Here is a 14,983-nt window from a genome sequence, read left to right as displayed (position 1 = left end):
TCAGGCGGTCGCGGGCTTCTCGCTCCACACCAGGAGGAAGGCCCCGAGGGCGATCATGAGGCCGCCTCCCGTGGCGCCCATCGCCTCGAGGCGGCGCGGAGAGCGGCCGAACCAGTCGCGGGCCGCGCTCGCGAGCAGCACCCAGATCGCATCGCAGGAGACCCCGATCGCGACGGTGATCGCACCGAGCACGAAGAGCTGGAGAGGCACCGAGCCCGTGTGCAGATCGACGAACTGCGGAAGGATCGCGAGGAAGAACGCGATCGACTTGGGGTTGCTCACGCCGACCACGAAGCCCTCGACGAGCACGCGGATCCCCGACCTCCGCGGCTGCACGCCGGTGATGGCGCCCGCCGCATCCTTCCGGTGCCTGATCGCCTGGATGCCGAGGAACACGAGGTAGCCGGCACCGAGCACCTTGACGATCGTGAACAGCACGACCGACTGGGCGATGATCGTCCCGACACCGAGAGCGACGGCGCCGACGAGGAGCAGCGACCCGAGCGCGGTGCCCAGGATGCTGAGGAAGCCGCCGAGCCGGCCGAGCGCCATCGCGCGTCCGATCGTGAACAGCACCGTGGGCCCAGGGATCACGACCATGATGAACGCCGCGATGATGAAGCTCGTGAGGGTCTCGGCGCTGAACATGAGGAGAGCCTAGAGCCTCTCGCGTCGTTCCGTGGCGGGGGAGAGAGCGGGCGGCCCGATCGGCCGCCCGCTCTCGGTCAGGCTGCGTCCCAGAAGCGGTCTTCCGCCGCCTGGTCCTCACTGATCAGCCACACCTCGACGATCCGGTCGCCCGCGACACGGAAGACGTCGACGCCGTGCTGATCGAGGTCGTCCTGCCCGTCGCGTCGCGCGCGGAACCGCACGGTCATGGAGACGAGGTCGCCGCTCTCCGTCACCGATTCCGGCTCCAGGGCGAACGTCCCGCCGCTGAGCTGCATGAACCGGCCCAGGTGGGCGACGATGGCCGCGGGACCGACGTGATCTCCCGACAGCTGGTTCGATCCCGGCTGATGCCACACGGCATCCGCCCCGAAGGTCGCCGCGAGCGCCTCCATGTCTCCGGCGGCCATGGCCGCCCCGTACTGTCCGACGACGTCGATTGCCGACATGATGAACCTCCCTGTGGCCCGTTACTCTGGGCATCCAGCGTCTCCAGCGAGGGCTGGTCACCTCAACGTCACCGAACGGAGCGGCGGATGCCCACCGACTGGACCGTCTTCTCGGCCCGATGCCCCTCTCGCACCTCGCTCGCGCGCATCGCCAACAAGTGGACGGCCATGATCGTCGTGCTCCTGCACGAGCAGCCGCTGCGGTTCGGCGAGCTTCATCGACGGGTCGAGGGCATCGCGAAGAAGGTGCTCGTCGATACGCTGCGGGCACTGGAGCGCGACGGGATGATCGAGCGGACGACCGACGACGACGGCCACGTCCGCTACGCGCTCACCCCGCTGGGCGCGACCCTCCACGAGCCGCTGCAGGCGCTGCAGGTGTGGGCGGAGTCGCACGTCGACGACGTGCTCGCGGCGCAGGACCGCTACGACGAAGCGGTCGACGAGCGGGTGCTCGGCGACCGCTGAGCCGCGATCAGCGCGGCGGGTTCTCCGGCAGCCACTCCGCGAGCGTCGTCGGGAAGATCTGCGCGCCTTCGACGGGGAGCAGGGTGCGCTCCTCGATGTGCGCCCCGAAGTACTGCGCATCCGGGTCCTGCACGACGACGCGGTCGTCTCCGCGGAACGCGAGCCCTCGACGGATGAACTCGTCCATCGGGAACACCTCAGGACCCGCGATCTCGATGCCGCCGTTCAACGGGGCTCCGACGGCGGTGCGGGCGACGGCCGTCGCGACGTCGTCCGCCGCGATGGGCTGGATCAGCGCGCCGGGCAGCCGCACCTCGGCGCCCGCCGCGACGGTGGCCGCGATGCTGCCGATGAACTCGAAGAACTGCGTCGCGTGCACGAACGAGTACGGGACCCCCGATTCGGCGATGAGGGCCTCCTGCGCCGCCTTCGCGTGGAAGTAGTCGATGTCCTGCGGACGGTCGGTGCCGACGATGGTCAGGGCGACGTGGTGGCCGACCCCCGCGGCCTTCTCCGCGGCGAGGAGGTTCGCGGTCGAGGTCGTGAAGAACTCTCTCACCGCATCCTTCTCGAACGACGGGGAGTTCGTGACGTCGACGACCACGTCGGCGCCGTCCAGCGCCTCGGCGAGCCCCTCGCCGGTGATCGAGTCGACGCCGGTGCCCGGCGAGGCGGCGACCGCCTCGTGGCCGTGCGCGGTGAGCTTCGAGACGACCTTGGACCCGATGAGTCCTGTGCCCCCGATGACGACGATCTTTGCCATGTCCAGCCTTTCTCTGCGACGCACCGAGTGGTGCGCTCCCCAGCTGTGACCGGATGACGTGCGCGGGTGTGACAGGTTCAGCCGCGCAACCGGCGCAGCTTCTCCGGATCGCGCATCGACCACACCGATACGAGGAGACCGCGTCGAGCCGACGCGCACACGGCCGCCACGGCTTGTCCGTCTCGGCGCACGACGAGCCCCGTCGCCCCGTTGATCCCGACGACGGCGATGTCCGTCGAGCAGACGAGCAGCGCGCCCGCCACAGCATCACGGCCGACGATCTCCCCGCCAGTCCCCGCCGGACCGCCGTCCACGATCAGGGTGACGTCGGCGGCGAGCAGGTCTCCGATGCTCGTCGCATCCCCGGCGGTGATCGCGGCGGCCAGTCTCTGCATCAGCGCGGCATCCGGTGCGTCCCGGCTGCGACGCCGCCACCACGCCGGCATCCGCCGAGACGTCATGCCCTGGTCGGCTCCGCGTTGCGGAGCTTGTCGGGGGCCATGACCCAGAGCAGCTGCTCGATGCCGTCGGGGCCCGCCGTGATCGTCACGAGGGTGGTGACATCACCGTCGACGGCGAGGGTGGCGGCCGGCTGACCGTTCACTTCGACCCAGCCGACCCGCTTTCCGGTCCAGAAGTGCCCGGAGAACGCGGCGATGAACGCCGCCACCCTGCTGCGTCCCGCGACGGGGATGCGTGCGGCGAGCTTCGCGCCGTTGCCGTCGGTGCGGCTCACGACGTCTTCCGCGAGAAGGCTCTCCAGCGCGTCCACGTCGCCGCGCTGGGCGGCCGTGACGAAGGCCTCCAGCAGACGGCGCTGCTCGTGCGCGCTCGCCGTCGTCCTCCGGGCGGAGGAGAGGTGGGTGCGCGCCCTGCTCACCAGTTGACGCGCGTTGACGGCCGTCGTCGCGATGATCTCCGCGATGCGCGGATACGGGTAGTCGAACGCCTCCCGCAGCACGTAGGCCGCCCGCTCGGTCGGGCTGAGCTTCTCGAGCAGGATCAGCACGGCGTACTGCAGCGCCTCGCCCGTCTCGGCTCCGAGAGTCGGGTCGTCGTCCGTGTTCACCGGTTCGGGCAGCCACGGTCCGATGTACGTCTCCCGACGCGCGTGCGCCGACTGCAGGGCGTTGATCGAGAGCCTGGTGATGATCGTCGCGAGGAACGCCGCCGGCTCCCGGATGCCGGAGCGATCGGCGCGCTGCCAGCGGATCCAGGTCTCCTGCACCATGTCCTCGGCGTCGGCCACCGTCCCCAGCATCCGATACGCGATGCCGAACAGTCGCCGTCGCTGGGCGTCGAACACGGCGACGGCCTCGTCCAGATCGCCCTCCGTCATCGGCCCCTCGTCTCGTCGATCCAGGGTACGCCCGCCGGTCGCGCGCACGCCTCGTCAGCTCTGACCGGATGCTCCCGGCATCCGTGACACGACCCTCGCACACAGCGCCAGGTGAGAAGCTAGAAGGATGACCGGATCGATCGCCCCGCTGACCGAGGCCGAGGTGCAGCGTCTGCGCGCCGACTTCCCGATTCTGCAGTCCGAGGTGAACGGGCACCCGCTCGCCTACCTCGACTCCGGAGCGACCTCACAACGGCCGTTCGCGGTGCTCGACGCGGAGCGCGAGTTCGCGTCGACCATGAACTCCGCCGTGCACCGCGGCGCGCACACCCTCGCGGCCGAGGCGACGGAGCTGTTCGAAGACGCCCGCGCGACGGTGGCCCGGTTCGTCGGGGCCTCCGACGACGAGATCGTCTGGACCTCCAACGCCACCGAGGCGATCAACCTCGTCGCGTACTCGATCTCGAACGCCTCGCTCGGACGCGGGGGAGCAGCCGCGGAGCGCGTGCGCCTGCGGGCGGGCGACGAGATCGTCACGACCGAGATGGAGCACCACGCCAACCTCATCCCGTGGCAGGAGCTCGCCGCGCGCACGGGAGCGACGCTCAAGGTCGTCCCGCTCGACGACGACGGCGCGCTGCGGCTCGATGTCGCCGCCGAGCTCATCACCGAGCGCACGAGGATCGTCGCCTTCACGCACGTCTCGAACGTGCTCGGCGTGATCAACCCCGTGGACCGGCTCGTCGCGCTCGCCAGGGCCGTCGGCGCGCTCGTGCTCCTCGACGCCTGCCAGTCGGCGCCCCACCTGCCGCTCGACGTGAAGGCGCTCGACGTCGACTTCGCCGTGCTCTCCGGGCACAAGATGCTCGGGCCGACCGGCATCGGCGCGCTGTACGGACGACGGGAGCTGCTGGAGGCCATGCCCCCGTTCCTCACCGGCGGCTCCATGATCACGACGGTCACGACGACCGAGGCCGAGTACCTGCCGCCGCCGCAGCGCTTCGAAGCGGGCACGCAGCGCGTCTCGCAGGCGATCGCGCTCGCCGCGGCCGTCGACTACCTCTCCGAGGTGGGCATGGATCGCATCGCCGCGCACGAGGCCGCCTTCGGTGCGCGTCTCGTCGACGGGCTGAGCGCGATCGAGGGCGTGCGCGTCCTCGGCGCCGGCATCGACCTGCCGCGCGTGGGTCTCGCGAGCTTCGACGTGGACGGCATCCATTCGCACGATGTCGGGCAGTACCTCGACGACCTCGGCATCGCGGTGCGCGTGGGCCACCACTGCGCGCAGCCGCTGCACCGCCGCCTCGGCATCACCTCGTCGACGAGGGCGAGCACCTATCTCTACACGACGGATGCCGAGATCGACGCCGTCATCGCGGGCGCGGCCGGCGCCATCGACTTCTTCCGGAGGGGCGCATGAGCGACCTGCAGAACCTGTACCAGGAGCTGATCCTCGACCATTCACGCACCCCGCACGGCTTCGGGCTGCGCGGCGAGATCGCGGCGCAGTCGCACCAGCTCAACCCCACCTGCGGCGACGAGATCACCCTGCAGGTGCATCGGGCGGCCGACGGCTCGGTCGAGGCCATCGCCTGGGAGGGGCACGGCTGCGCGATCTCGCAGGCATCCGCCTCTCTGCTGTCCGAGCTCGCCGAGGGGCTGACGGTGGACGACCTGGAGATGCGCATCGCCTCCTTCCGTGAGGCGATGCGCTCCCGCGGAAAGATCCTCCCCGACGAGGAGCTGCTCGGTGACGCCGCGGCGCTCGGCGGCGTCTCGAAGTACGTCGCCAGGGTGAAGTGCGCGATGCTCGCCTGGGTCGCCGCGGAGGATGCGCTCGCCAAGAGCTGAGGAGCCGGACATGAGACGGGAGCCCCTTCCTGCGGGTGCGAGCTGGCAGCACCAGGGCGCCAGGCGCGGCTACGAGGTCGCCTTCTTCGCACACGAGACCGACGGTGGATTCCGCCTCTCGGGCAGCACCTCGGCGAACGAGTCGTCAGCTCTGTGGGCCGTGGACTACGAGGTGACAGTGGATGCCGCGTGGAGGACGGTCGCCGTGCGGGCCACGACCAGGACTGAGGCAGGGCGGCGCAGGGTCGCGATCGACCGTGACGCAGACGGGAGGTGGTGGGTCGACGGGCTGCTCCGCCCCGATCTCGACGGCTGTGTCGACATCGACTTCGAGTCCTCCGCGGTGACGAACACCCTCCCCGTGCATCGCATCGACTTCACAGAGGGCGTGGGCGTCGACGTCCCCGCGGCATTCGTCAGGGCGGAGGATCTGCGCGTCGAGCGTCTCGAGCAGCGCTACACGCTGATCGAGGCGGTGGAGGAGAGGGCGATCTTCCACTACGAATCGTCGACCTTCGACTTCGCGTGCGACCTCGAATACGACGCGGCGGGTCTCGTCCTCGCCTACCCCGGCATCGCGGTCAGAGACTCCTAGCTCGCCGTCCTCTCGCGGCCGCGCGCGGCACTGCGAGTGTCGTGTGTATCTACGGTGCGACTTGGGGACAGTCTAAGAAGCTGGTGGCCTTCAGTGTGCGACGCTCGCGCATGACGAGCTGTGCGCATCCGTCAGCGTGACGGGTTGAGGTCGTACTCCGTGGTTTCGGTGTTCCATGCCACTGGTTCGTCGTCGAGCTGCACTGACCAGTCGGCGTCCGGGACGGCGCGCCTGGCGGCGGAAAGCCCTCGGAGCAACTTCTTGACCGCACGCGGCGCCGTGAAGAGATTGGACGGGAGCTTGCTCGAGCCGGAAAGCTCCCAGTTGTCGGTGCTCACGACGGTCTCGGGTTCGTCGTAGAACGCCAGCGGCTCGGTGCCGCTCGGCAGCGCCGCCTCGTCGAATGCGGTGTTGAGAGCATGCGCTTCGTCGGGAGTGAGTGGGCGTTCGCGGGCAAGCGAGTAGTAGACGGAAACGCCCATGTACTTTTCAATCCTCTTCTTCGTGGTCTCCGAAGACTGATGCTGGTCAGTCTGGGACCGATGGTAGTCAAGGAGAGGCGTGGCCGAGGTGTGGCGCTGCCGGCCAGTTCGCCTATCCGCGCCCTGCGGCGGACTGGACAGCGTGGTCCGCGTGACCAGGCATCCGGAGTCGCAGTATCGTGTTCCCACACACGGGGGCATCTGGGGGTTTCATCTTGTCCACACCGAGCTACTACCGACACGGCCTGAGGCGCATGACGGGGCGCGACTCCACCGAGTCGCATCGCGCGGCGACGCCGCTGGAGCTGCTGTTCGACCTCACCTTCGTCGCGGCCTTCGGCGTCGCGGGCAACGCGCTCGCATCGTCCATCGCCCACGGCGACATCCTCGCCGGGATCGGCGCGTTCGCCTTCGCGATGGTCGCGATCATCTGGGCCTGGATCAACTACTCGTGGTTCGCGTCGGCGTTCGACACGGACGACTGGCTGTTCCGCGTGCTCACGATGGTGCAGATGGCGGGAGTGATCGTGCTCGCGATCGGCCTGCCGACGATGTTCGCGTCGATCGAGCGCGGGCAGCCCGTGCAGAACGAGGTCATGGTCGCCGGCTACGTCGTGATGCGCGTCGCCGTGATCGCGCAGTGGCTCAGAGCGGCGCACGGCAACCCGAAGTACCGCGCGGTCGCGAAGACCTACGCCGTGTCGATCGGCATCGCGCAGGTCGGATGGGTGCTGCTGATCTTCCTCCCGCTCGATCCGCTCGGCTTCGTCCTCGCCGCGATCGTGGTGCTCGCGATCGACTGGTCGAGCCCGATCCTCGCGGAGGCGAAGGGCGCCCACTACGGAGGCGGAGCGACGCCGTGGCATCCGCACCACATCGCCGAGCGGTACGCCCTGCTCACGATCATCGCTCTGGGGGAGACGGTCTTCGGAACCCTCGCGGCGGCGCAGTCGATCACGGCGGCGGAGGGCTGGACGGTCTCGTCGATCATGGTCGTCGGCCTCGGCGTCCTGATGGCGTTCGCGCTGTGGTGGGTCTACTTCCTCGTGCCGAGCGCGCCGATCCTCGCGGTCCGCCGGTCGAAGGCGCTCGTGTGGGGGTATGGGCACATCCTGCTGTTCGCGTCGATCGCCGCGGTCGGCGCGGGGCTGCACGTGATCGGCTACGTCTACGACGAGCACTATCACGTGAGCACCCTCGTCGCGATCTCCTCGATCGCGGTGCCCGTGCTGATCTTCATGGTCACGCTCTACCTGCTGCACGCCTGGCTGGTCTCCGCGCTGCCGAAGAACACCCCGATGCAGTCGGCGGAGATTGCGCTTCCGGTGGTCGCGATGATCTTGGCGGCCGTCGGCTGGCCGCTATGGGCCTGCCTGCTGATCGTGGTGATCTCCCCGGTCACGATCGTGCTCTCCTTCGAGCTGGGGGCGTGGCGCACGCTCGACGCGCAGCTCGCCGCGGTGGTGGAGGAGGGGGCTCGCGCGTCGAGCTGACGTCCGGAGCGCGCACGACAGCCACGTCACTCATCGCGAACGGGAGTGACTCCCGATGGGCACTCCTCCCCATCGACGCGGCGATCTTCTGAGCGGATGATGGGGCTCGGGCTCGCGATTCGTCGGGTCGTCACACGCATGAGGGGGAAGACATGAAGGAACGCGCACGAACGGCGAGGATCGTCGCCGCAGGGCTCGCGCTCGGAGGCATCCTGTCGCTGGGGATCGTGGCGCCGGCCTCGGCCAGCGAGATCAAGACGAGCTTCCGTGTGGAGACGACCTTCGAGAAGTCGCCGGACGGCAAGGCCACTGCGTGGGGATACCTCCAGTGGACGAGCGCGTACTCCTTCCGGGTCTACAACGCGGTCACCGACAACTGCCCGGTCCTGGGCAAGGGCGACGGTGAGAACGCGCAGCTCGACGCGAAGATCTTCTTCACCGACGGCACGAGCAAGAAGGTCAAGATCTCGTCCGACGACAACGGCTGCACCTTCTACACGCACGGAGGCGGTGGGTACACCGAGCCGCGCATCGTCGTGAAGTCGACGACGAAGCGGATCCGAGGCGTGGTGCTGATCCTCTCGGAGAAGAACGCCGATGGCGGGTACGCGGACTCCGTGACCAAGGGTGAGATGGTGGAGGTTCCCGCCATCGGGAACCCGCTCGTCAATCGGTAGCCGACGCCCGACCGGCACGGGGACCGAAGACGGCTGACAGACGACATGATGGAGTCATGTCGATCCAGCTCGCTCCTCTGCCCGCCGACCGGTTCGACGAGTGGAGGGCTGCTGCCGAGGCGCGGCTCGTGGAGCGCTCCCGGCGTTCGGGCTACCGGGTCGGAGCGGATGCCGTCGAGTACGCCGCGCGCGTGTTCGCGGAGGTGCTCCCCGAGGGCGTCGACTCGCCGGCCGCCCGCGTGCTCGTCATCACCGAGGGCGCTCGCGAGCTCGGCACGCTGTGGCTCGCGCTGGCGGGGGAGAAGCTCTTCGTCCTCGAGCTCGCGGTCGAGGACGTGTTCCCCGCCGACGAGCTGTTCGCGGAGATCGTGGTCATCGCCCGTCAGCAGGGCGCCACACGGCTCAGCGCCGGGCTCTTCCCGCAGGACGAGGCCGGCCACGCACTCATCGCCGGGAGGGGATTCACCCTCGCCTCGATCCAGATGGTCCTCGAACCCCTGCCAGAGCGCGCCGCGGAAGACGACGTCGTGGTCTCACCCATGACGGCCGAGCGCTTCCCCGGGTACGCGGAGGCCTCGGAGGCGGCGTTCGCCGGAGACCTCGTCGACTCCGGGCGCTACACCCCCGAGGAGGCGGTCGCCGAGTCCCATCGCCAGATGCAGCTCGAGCTCCCCGACGGGCTCGACTCGGCGGGCCAGTCGTTCTTCACGGCATCCGTCGACCGGGTCGAGGTCGGGGTCCTGTGGATCGGCGCGCGCCTGCGTGATGACCGCCCGCACGCCTTCGTGCTCGACATCGAGGTGGCGGCCGACCAGCGACGCAGGGGATACGGGCGGGCGCTCATGCTCGCCGTCGAGCGGGAGGCCCGGGCGTTCGGGGCCGACTCGGTCGGACTGCACGTCTTCGGCTTCAACACCGGTGCGATCGAGCTCTACGAGCGGCTGGGGTACCGACGCGTCGAGGAGTCGTATTTCCTTGATCTCTGAGACGGGAATACATGGAGGGGCGCGAGGTTTCCCCCTGCATGACAACTCTCGGAATCATCGGTGCAGGACACATCGGCAGTCAGATCGCGCGCGTCGCGGTGGCGCACGGGTACGACGTCGTGATCGCCAACTCGCGCGGACCTGAGACGCTGGCCGACCTCGTCGCGGACCTCGGTCCGCGTGCGAAGGCCGGAACGGCGGTCGAAGCGGGCGAGGCGGGTGACGCGGTCGTCGTGACGGTGCCGCTGCGCGCCATCGACCAGATCCCCGTCGAGCCTCTCGCCGGCAAGATCGTGCTCGACACCAACAACTACTACTTCGAGCGCGACGGGCGCATCGAGGCGCTCGACAAGGGTGAGACGACGACATCCGAGATCGTCCAGCGGCACCTGCCGACGTCCAGGGTCGTGAAGGCCTTCAACCACATCTTCGCGGCGGACATCACGTCCGACGGCGCTCCGGCGGGCTCGGAGAACCGTCGTGCGCTCGCCGTGGCCGGAGACGACGCGGAGGCGGTCGCCTTCGTCACGCGCTTCTACGACGAGATCGGATTCGACGCGGTGAACGTCGGTCCGCTCAGCGAGTCCTGGCGGGTCGAGCGCGACCGTCCGGCGTATGTCGTCCGGCAGAACGCCGATGAGCTGCGGGCGAACCTGGCTATCGCGAACCGCCTGCCCTGAGCGGGCGGCAGTGCGAAGGGGAGCGGATGCTGCGGCATCCGCTCCCCTTCTTCGTGTCCGCGTGGGTGATCCATGCGCACCGTTGGAATACCAGATTGCCGTCGCCTTCCGCATGGTGAGAGAATTCGAGCATGACGGAGGCGGGGGCCGGCGAGCTCGAGTCGGTGCGAGTGGCGAGCGTGCTGCGCGACGACATCATCCTGGGGCGGCGGGCGCCGGGATCACGGCTCGTGGAACGCGACATCGCCGCCGAGCTCGACGTCTCGCGGCTGCCCGTCCGCGAGGCGATCCGCGCTCTGGTCGCCGAGGGGATCGTCGTCTCGAGGCCGCGCAGGTGGGCCGTGGTGCGCGAGTTCACCCACCAGGACATCCAGGAGTTCGGCGAGGTCCGCGAGGCCATCGAGACCTTGATCTTCGTCTTCGCGGCGCAACGCCACGACGATGAGGGGCTCTCCCGGCTGCGCGCCGCTTACGAGACCGAGTTCCTCGCGGCGCAGGCGGGCGATGCCGAGGCCGCCCGCATCGCGGCAGCGCACTTCCACGGCGTCGCCGCCGACCTCGCGGGCAACTCGATGCTCGCCGAGCTCATCGGCGTCTTCGTCACGCGGCTGAGGTGGCTGTTCGGTCAGCATGACGACCTGCTGGCCATGGCCGAAGAGCACCGCGTCCTCCTCGACGCGGTGGCCGCGCGTGACGTCGAGGCTCTCCGGCGACTCGTTCCGGAGCATCTGGCGTCCGGCCAGGCGGCTGCGGAGGCGCGTCTCGGGAACGTCGCCTACGCGATCTGAGCTTTGCGGGAATAGCCGGTTCGGGCGTATCGTTGTCGATAGGTAGATACCCCTAGGGGGTATAGGTTCCGACCTTCGGGACACTGCCGAGAGGAGGCACATCATGAACACCACCACCTACGCCGTCACCGGGATGACCTGCGGACACTGCGAGGGCTCGGTGCGGAGCGAGGTCGCCAAGCTCGACGGAGTGACGGGCATCGAGGTCAGCGCCGCATCGGGCACGCTCGTCGTGACCTCCGATTCCGCGCTCGACGACGCGGCCGTCCTGGCCGCGGTCGACGAGGCCGGCTACCGCGCCGCGCGCGCCTGAGGGGCGATCATGGCAGGCGCAGGAGCGACCTACGATCTCGAGATCGGCGGCATGACGTGCGCGTCGTGCGCGTCGCGCATCGAGAAGCGGCTCAATCGCATCGACGGGGTCACGGCATCCGTCAACTATGCGACCGAGAAGGCGCACGTCGAAGCCGCACCGGGCATCGACGTCGACGACCTCATCTCCGAGGTCGTGCGCACCGGCTACTCCGCCGCGCTCCCGCGCGAGGAGGACGACGGTGAGCCCGATGCCGCGTATCGGATCCTGCGTCTGCGCCTGATCGTCGCCGCGGCGCTGGCGATCCCCGTGATCGTCCTCGCGATGGTCGAGCCGCTGCAGTTCCCCGGCTGGCAGTGGGCGTCGCTCGTGCTCGCCACCCCCGTCGTCACCTGGGCCGCCTGGCCCTTCCACCGCGCGACCTGGCTGAACGCCCGCCACCGCGCCGTCACGATGGACACCCTGATCTCGGTCGGCGTCACGGCCGCCTACCTGTGGTCGCTGTACGCGCTGTTCTTCGGCACTGCGGGCATGTGGGGGATGACCCACCCGTTCCGGTTCACGATCGAGCGCGGCGACGGGCTCGGCAGCATCTACCTCGAGGTCGCCGCCGGAGTGACGATGTTCCTGTTGCTCGGGAGGTTCCTCGAGCAGCGGTCGAAGCGCCGCGCGGGCGCCGCCCTGCGGGCACTCGGAGAGCTGGGTGCGAAGGACGTCGCGATCCTCCGAGACGGCGTCGAGACGCGGGTGCCGCTGTCTCAGCTCCTCGTCGGAGACGTGTTCGTCGTGCGCCCTGGTGAGAAGATCGCGACCGACGGCATCGTGCGGGACGGCTCATCGGCCGTGGATGCCTCGATGCTCACCGGCGAGTCCGTCCCCGTCGAGGTGACGCCGGGCGACACGGTCACCGGCGCCACGGTCAACGTGGGCGGCCGCCTGCTCGTCACGGCCACGCGCATCGGCTCCGACACGCAGCTTGCTCGCATGGCGCAGCTCGTCGAGGAGGCGCAGTCGGGCAAGGCGGAGGCGCAGCGCCTCGCCGACCGCCTATCGGCCGTGTTCGTGCCGATCGTGTTCGCGATCGCCGCGGTGACCCTCGCCGTGTGGCTTCTCGCAGGAGGAGGCGCCGCTGCGGCGTTCACCGCCGCCGTCGCCGTTCTCATCATCGCGTGCCCCTGTGCGCTCGGTCTCGCGACGCCGATGGCGCTTCTCGTCGGCACGGGCCGAGGAGCCCAGCTTGGCGTGCTCATCAAGGGCCCGGAGGTGCTGGAGTCCACGCGTCGCGTCGACACGATCGTGCTCGACAAGACCGGCACGGTGACCAGCGGACGCATGACCCTGCTCGATGTCGTCCCCGCAGCCGGCGAAGACCGTCTGCAGGTGCTGCGGCTGGCGGCCGCCGTCGAGGAGGCATCCGAGCACCCGATCGGGCAGGCCATCGTGCGGGCTGCGGTCGAGCAGCTCGGCGACCTCCCCTCCGTGTCCGACTTCCAGAACGCGCAGGGTCGAGGGGTCTCGGGTGTCGTCGACGCGCACGCCGTGATCGCGGGGCGCCCGTCGCTGCTCGCCGACTGGGCGCTGCATCTTCCGGCCGATCTCGCCGCGGCGTTCGAGCGTGCGGAGTCCGAGGCGCGCACGGCCGTGGCCGTCGCGTGGGACGGTGCGGTGCGCGGCATCCTCGTCGTCGCCGATCAGGTCAGGCCCAGCAGCGCCGACGCGATCGCGGCTCTGCGGGGCCTCGGCCTCACCCCCGTGCTGCTCACGGGCGACAACGAGACGGCCGCGACGCAGGTCGCCGCACAGGTGGGCATCGACGAGGTGCGCGCCGGCGTGCTCCCCGAGGGCAAGGTCGCCGAGGTCGCCGCGCTTCAGGCGCAGGGCAGGGTCGTCGCGATGGTGGGCGACGGCGTGAACGACGCCGCTGCTCTCGCCTCGTCCGACCTCGGCATCGCCATGGGCACGGGAACGGATGCCGCCATCGAGGCATCCGATCTGACGCTCGTGCGGGGCGACCTGTGGGGAGCGGTCGACGCCATCCGGCTCGCGCGCCGCACGCTGGGCACGATCCGCGGCAACCTGTTCTGGGCCCTCGCGTACAACGTCGCGGCGCTCCCGCTCGCGGCTCTCGGTCTGCTCAACCCGATGCTCGCGGGTGCCGCCATGGCGTTCTCGAGCGTGTTCGTGGTGCTGAACAGCCTCCGACTGCGTCGGTTCCGCAGCGCCGCGCCCGGGATGAGAACGGTCTAGGAGCGCCCCAGGTGCGGAGCTATATTTAGCGCTACACGGATTCTTTCCGGAAGTCATGCGTTCTGGGGAGCGAGATGCGGAGTATCGCGGTGGTCGTCGGGGGGCTGCTGGTGATCGGCGGCGGAGTCCTCGTCGTGTCCGCGGATCAGCAGCGCGTGGCGGCTCTGCAGGAGGCCAAGACCGCCGTCGAGGATGCTCGCGGAGAGGTCGCCGAGCTTCGGGCCGCGAACCACGGGCTGTCCGAGAAGCTGGCGGCCCTGCAGTCGCGGATCGCCGAGCAGGACGCGCAGCTCTCCGACGTCACGGGGTTCCTGCAGTGAGGCGGATGCTGGCGGTCACGGCGGCACTCGCGGTCGTCGTCGCCGCGGGCGTCGTCGGACGGGCGAACGCCCTCGATGCGGAGCGGGCGGAGACCGTCGCCCAGCTGCGTGCCGTCGTGGCGTCGCTGGACGACGCCCAGGGGCGCTCCGACCACCTGCACGGGTTGATCGATGCCGCGGAGAAGGATGCCGCGGACAGGGCGGCCGTGCTCGCCGTCAGGCCCGCGTTCACCACGGAGGTCGCCGCGCTGACCTCGGCGCTGAGCGGTGCTGAGGGCAAGATCGACACCTCGGCGACCAGGGCCTCGGCGCTGTCGGCGCAGCAGTCCGTGCTGGCCGAGCGCAAGGACCCCGCGGTCGTGCAGGCCGCGACCGCGACGGTGCATGCGCTCACGGCGAAGGTGACGGGCGACGTGGCGACGTGGCAGGCGGCCCAGTCGGCCCGGAGCGGACCAGGGGGACCGGCGTGGTCATCGAGCGGGCCGGACGGCTATGCGCGGGTGCGCGCGGCGCTCGACCGGGTCGGCGGTGCCGGGGTCGGTCTGTACGAGTCGACCTCGTGCGCGGGCGGGAGCGCGGCGGCGTGCGCCAACAGCAACGGCTACATCAAGTACAGCGCCGGCATCGTCGGCTGGAGCGCCGATCGCTTGAACTGGGCCATGGCGCACGAGCTCGCGCACATCTACCAGTTCCAGGTGTGGGGTGCACTGACCTCGTCATCGACGTATCAGACCATGTTCGGCAGCGACCCGGAGTTCCTCGCGAACTGCATGGCCGTCGTGCGAGGCTTCCCCGGGGCGGTCGGATGCGACGCCGACCAGCAGGCCTGGGCGTCGGGGATCTGGGTCGGCGCGGTCCGCTGA

The 14,983-nt window shown here is 69.8% G+C and carries 19 protein-coding genes; 13 read left to right on the top strand and 6 right to left on the bottom strand.

The features are described from left to right. Together MRBLWH10_RS13390 and MRBLWH10_RS13385 are read right to left on the bottom strand one after the other, a co-directional pair. Positions 1 to 648, bottom strand: coding sequence for a LysE family translocator (locus tag MRBLWH10_RS13390; RefSeq protein ID WP_341940249.1), 648 nt, complete (start codon positions 646 to 648; stop codon positions 1 to 3). Positions 649 to 725: 77 nt separating this feature from the next. After that, on the bottom strand, positions 726 to 1,118 hold the full coding sequence (locus MRBLWH10_RS13385) for a nuclear transport factor 2 family protein (protein WP_223587126.1): 393 nt from the start codon (positions 1,116 to 1,118) through the stop codon (positions 726 to 728). Between the two features lie 87 nt (positions 1,119 to 1,205). Here MRBLWH10_RS13385 and MRBLWH10_RS13380 point away from each other — a divergent pair, with 87 nt between their 5' ends. Then, positions 1,206 to 1,586, top strand: a complete 381-nt coding sequence (locus MRBLWH10_RS13380) for a helix-turn-helix domain-containing protein (protein WP_105674795.1) — start codon at positions 1,206 to 1,208, stop codon at positions 1,584 to 1,586. A 7-nt stretch (positions 1,587 to 1,593) separates the two neighbouring features. On the opposite strand, the gene MRBLWH10_RS13375 is transcribed toward MRBLWH10_RS13380, so the two are convergent. The 3 genes from MRBLWH10_RS13375 to MRBLWH10_RS13365 all read right to left on the bottom strand — a co-directional run bounded on the left by MRBLWH10_RS13375 (position 1,594) and on the right by MRBLWH10_RS13365 (position 3,688). Then, entirely contained in the window at positions 1,594 to 2,349 is a 756-nt protein-coding gene (locus MRBLWH10_RS13375) for an SDR family oxidoreductase (protein WP_341940248.1), read from the bottom strand. 77 nt (positions 2,350 to 2,426) lie between these two features. After that, entirely contained in the window at positions 2,427 to 2,810 is a 384-nt protein-coding gene (locus MRBLWH10_RS13370) for a hypothetical protein (protein WP_341940247.1), read from the bottom strand. Further along, on the bottom strand, positions 2,807 to 3,688 hold the full coding sequence (locus MRBLWH10_RS13365; RefSeq protein ID WP_341940246.1) for an RNA polymerase sigma-70 factor: 882 nt from the start codon (positions 3,686 to 3,688) through the stop codon (positions 2,807 to 2,809). Before MRBLWH10_RS13365 ends, MRBLWH10_RS13370 begins: the two co-directional genes overlap by 4 nt. A 127-nt stretch (positions 3,689 to 3,815) precedes the next feature. On the opposite strand from MRBLWH10_RS13365, the gene MRBLWH10_RS13360 reads away from it, so the two are divergent. The 3 genes from MRBLWH10_RS13360 to MRBLWH10_RS13350 are packed head-to-tail and all read left to right on the top strand — an operon-like array spanning position 3,816 to position 6,134. Then, positions 3,816 to 5,108 carry a SufS family cysteine desulfurase gene (locus MRBLWH10_RS13360; protein WP_341940245.1) on the top strand — a complete coding sequence of 431 codons (1,293 nt, stop codon included), beginning with the start codon at positions 3,816 to 3,818 and terminating at the stop codon, positions 5,106 to 5,108. Next, positions 5,105 to 5,539 carry a Fe-S cluster assembly sulfur transfer protein SufU gene (gene sufU / locus MRBLWH10_RS13355; RefSeq protein WP_341940244.1) on the top strand — a complete coding sequence of 145 codons (435 nt, stop codon included), beginning with the start codon at positions 5,105 to 5,107 and terminating at the stop codon, positions 5,537 to 5,539. Before MRBLWH10_RS13360 ends, sufU begins: the two co-directional genes overlap by 4 nt. A 10-nt stretch (positions 5,540 to 5,549) precedes the next feature. Then, the gene (locus tag MRBLWH10_RS13350; RefSeq protein WP_341940243.1) at positions 5,550 to 6,134 is read left to right on the top strand and encodes a putative glycolipid-binding domain-containing protein; all 585 of its coding nucleotides are present in this window, start codon (positions 5,550 to 5,552) and stop codon (positions 6,132 to 6,134) included. 131 nt (positions 6,135 to 6,265) lie between these two features. On the opposite strand, the gene MRBLWH10_RS13345 is transcribed toward MRBLWH10_RS13350, so the two are convergent. Beyond that, positions 6,266 to 6,616, bottom strand: coding sequence for a hypothetical protein (locus MRBLWH10_RS13345; protein WP_341940242.1), 351 nt, complete (start codon positions 6,614 to 6,616; stop codon positions 6,266 to 6,268). Between the two features lie 254 nt (positions 6,617 to 6,870). Between MRBLWH10_RS13345 and MRBLWH10_RS13340 the strand changes: the two genes are divergently transcribed. The 9 genes from MRBLWH10_RS13340 to MRBLWH10_RS13300 all read left to right on the top strand — a co-directional run bounded on the left by MRBLWH10_RS13340 (position 6,871) and on the right by MRBLWH10_RS13300 (position 14,983). Beyond that, positions 6,871 to 8,109, top strand: coding sequence for a low temperature requirement protein A (locus MRBLWH10_RS13340; RefSeq protein WP_341940241.1), 1,239 nt, complete (start codon positions 6,871 to 6,873; stop codon positions 8,107 to 8,109). A gap of 152 nt (positions 8,110 to 8,261) precedes the next feature. Next, positions 8,262 to 8,786 carry a hypothetical protein gene (locus tag MRBLWH10_RS13335; RefSeq protein WP_105674782.1) on the top strand — a complete coding sequence of 175 codons (525 nt, stop codon included), beginning with the start codon at positions 8,262 to 8,264 and terminating at the stop codon, positions 8,784 to 8,786. A 56-nt stretch (positions 8,787 to 8,842) separates the two neighbouring features. Then, positions 8,843 to 9,772: a GNAT family N-acetyltransferase gene (locus MRBLWH10_RS13330; protein WP_341940240.1), complete on the top strand. Its 930-nt coding sequence runs from the start codon at positions 8,843 to 8,845 to the stop codon at positions 9,770 to 9,772. Positions 9,773 to 9,810: 38 nt separating this feature from the next. After that, complete coding sequence (locus tag MRBLWH10_RS13325; protein WP_341940239.1) at positions 9,811 to 10,452, top strand: NADPH-dependent F420 reductase; 642 nt, start codon at positions 9,811 to 9,813, stop codon at positions 10,450 to 10,452. 131 nt (positions 10,453 to 10,583) lie between these two features. Continuing rightward, the gene (locus tag MRBLWH10_RS13320; protein WP_341940238.1) at positions 10,584 to 11,240 is read left to right on the top strand and encodes a GntR family transcriptional regulator; all 657 of its coding nucleotides are present in this window, start codon (positions 10,584 to 10,586) and stop codon (positions 11,238 to 11,240) included. Positions 11,241 to 11,343: 103 nt separating this feature from the next. Then, positions 11,344 to 11,553 (top strand): cation transporter, encoded by a 210-nt coding sequence (locus MRBLWH10_RS13315; RefSeq protein ID WP_181155899.1) that lies wholly within the window; start codon positions 11,344 to 11,346, stop codon positions 11,551 to 11,553. A gap of 9 nt (positions 11,554 to 11,562) precedes the next feature. Next, complete coding sequence (locus MRBLWH10_RS13310; RefSeq protein WP_341940237.1) at positions 11,563 to 13,800, top strand: heavy metal translocating P-type ATPase; 2,238 nt, start codon at positions 11,563 to 11,565, stop codon at positions 13,798 to 13,800. Between the two features lie 74 nt (positions 13,801 to 13,874). Next, positions 13,875 to 14,120 carry a hypothetical protein gene (locus MRBLWH10_RS13305; protein WP_341940236.1) on the top strand — a complete coding sequence of 82 codons (246 nt, stop codon included), beginning with the start codon at positions 13,875 to 13,877 and terminating at the stop codon, positions 14,118 to 14,120. Positions 14,121 to 14,125: 5 nt separating this feature from the next. After that, the gene (locus MRBLWH10_RS13300; protein ID WP_223587114.1) at positions 14,126 to 14,983 is read left to right on the top strand and encodes a hypothetical protein; all 858 of its coding nucleotides are present in this window, start codon (positions 14,126 to 14,128) and stop codon (positions 14,981 to 14,983) included.

The organism is Microbacterium sp. LWH10-1.2 (genome assembly GCF_038397765.1).
GTDB lineage: Bacteria > Actinomycetota > Actinomycetes > Actinomycetales > Microbacteriaceae > Microbacterium > Microbacterium natoriense.
Note: the sequence above shows the minus strand (reverse complement) of the source record. Positions and strands in the feature narration are given on the sequence as shown.

What these genes read in the sequence shown, in the direction of transcription:
- MRBLWH10_RS13385 (WP_223587126.1), bottom strand. Translation starts at nt 1,118, where the DNA reads ATGTCGGCAATCGACGTCGTCGGACAGTACGGGGCGGCCATGGCCGCC.
- MRBLWH10_RS13320 (WP_341940238.1), top strand. Translation starts at nt 10,584, where the DNA reads ATGACGGAGGCGGGGGCCGGCGAGCTCGAGTCGGTGCGAGTGGCGAGC.
- MRBLWH10_RS13370 (WP_341940247.1), bottom strand. Translation starts at nt 2,810, where the DNA reads ATGACGTCTCGGCGGATGCCGGCGTGGTGGCGGCGTCGCAGCCGGGAC.
- MRBLWH10_RS13345 (WP_341940242.1), bottom strand. Translation starts at nt 6,616, where the DNA reads ATGGGCGTTTCCGTCTACTACTCGCTTGCCCGCGAACGCCCACTCACT.
- MRBLWH10_RS13325 (WP_341940239.1), top strand. Translation starts at nt 9,811, where the DNA reads ATGACAACTCTCGGAATCATCGGTGCAGGACACATCGGCAGTCAGATC.
- MRBLWH10_RS13335 (WP_105674782.1), top strand. Translation starts at nt 8,262, where the DNA reads ATGAAGGAACGCGCACGAACGGCGAGGATCGTCGCCGCAGGGCTCGCG.
- MRBLWH10_RS13375 (WP_341940248.1), bottom strand. Translation starts at nt 2,349, where the DNA reads ATGGCAAAGATCGTCGTCATCGGGGGCACAGGACTCATCGGGTCCAAG.
- MRBLWH10_RS13360 (WP_341940245.1), top strand. Translation starts at nt 3,816, where the DNA reads ATGACCGGATCGATCGCCCCGCTGACCGAGGCCGAGGTGCAGCGTCTG.
- sufU (WP_341940244.1), top strand. Translation starts at nt 5,105, where the DNA reads ATGAGCGACCTGCAGAACCTGTACCAGGAGCTGATCCTCGACCATTCA.
- MRBLWH10_RS13315 (WP_181155899.1), top strand. Translation starts at nt 11,344, where the DNA reads ATGAACACCACCACCTACGCCGTCACCGGGATGACCTGCGGACACTGC.
- MRBLWH10_RS13390 (WP_341940249.1), bottom strand. Translation starts at nt 648, where the DNA reads ATGTTCAGCGCCGAGACCCTCACGAGCTTCATCATCGCGGCGTTCATC.
- MRBLWH10_RS13310 (WP_341940237.1), top strand. Translation starts at nt 11,563, where the DNA reads ATGGCAGGCGCAGGAGCGACCTACGATCTCGAGATCGGCGGCATGACG.
- MRBLWH10_RS13350 (WP_341940243.1), top strand. Translation starts at nt 5,550, where the DNA reads ATGAGACGGGAGCCCCTTCCTGCGGGTGCGAGCTGGCAGCACCAGGGC.
- MRBLWH10_RS13330 (WP_341940240.1), top strand. Translation starts at nt 8,843, where the DNA reads ATGTCGATCCAGCTCGCTCCTCTGCCCGCCGACCGGTTCGACGAGTGG.
- MRBLWH10_RS13300 (WP_223587114.1), top strand. Translation starts at nt 14,126, where the DNA reads ATGCTGGCGGTCACGGCGGCACTCGCGGTCGTCGTCGCCGCGGGCGTC.
- MRBLWH10_RS13365 (WP_341940246.1), bottom strand. Translation starts at nt 3,688, where the DNA reads ATGACGGAGGGCGATCTGGACGAGGCCGTCGCCGTGTTCGACGCCCAG.
- MRBLWH10_RS13380 (WP_105674795.1), top strand. Translation starts at nt 1,206, where the DNA reads ATGCCCACCGACTGGACCGTCTTCTCGGCCCGATGCCCCTCTCGCACC.
- MRBLWH10_RS13305 (WP_341940236.1), top strand. Translation starts at nt 13,875, where the DNA reads ATGCGGAGTATCGCGGTGGTCGTCGGGGGGCTGCTGGTGATCGGCGGC.
- MRBLWH10_RS13340 (WP_341940241.1), top strand. Translation starts at nt 6,871, where the DNA reads ATGACGGGGCGCGACTCCACCGAGTCGCATCGCGCGGCGACGCCGCTG.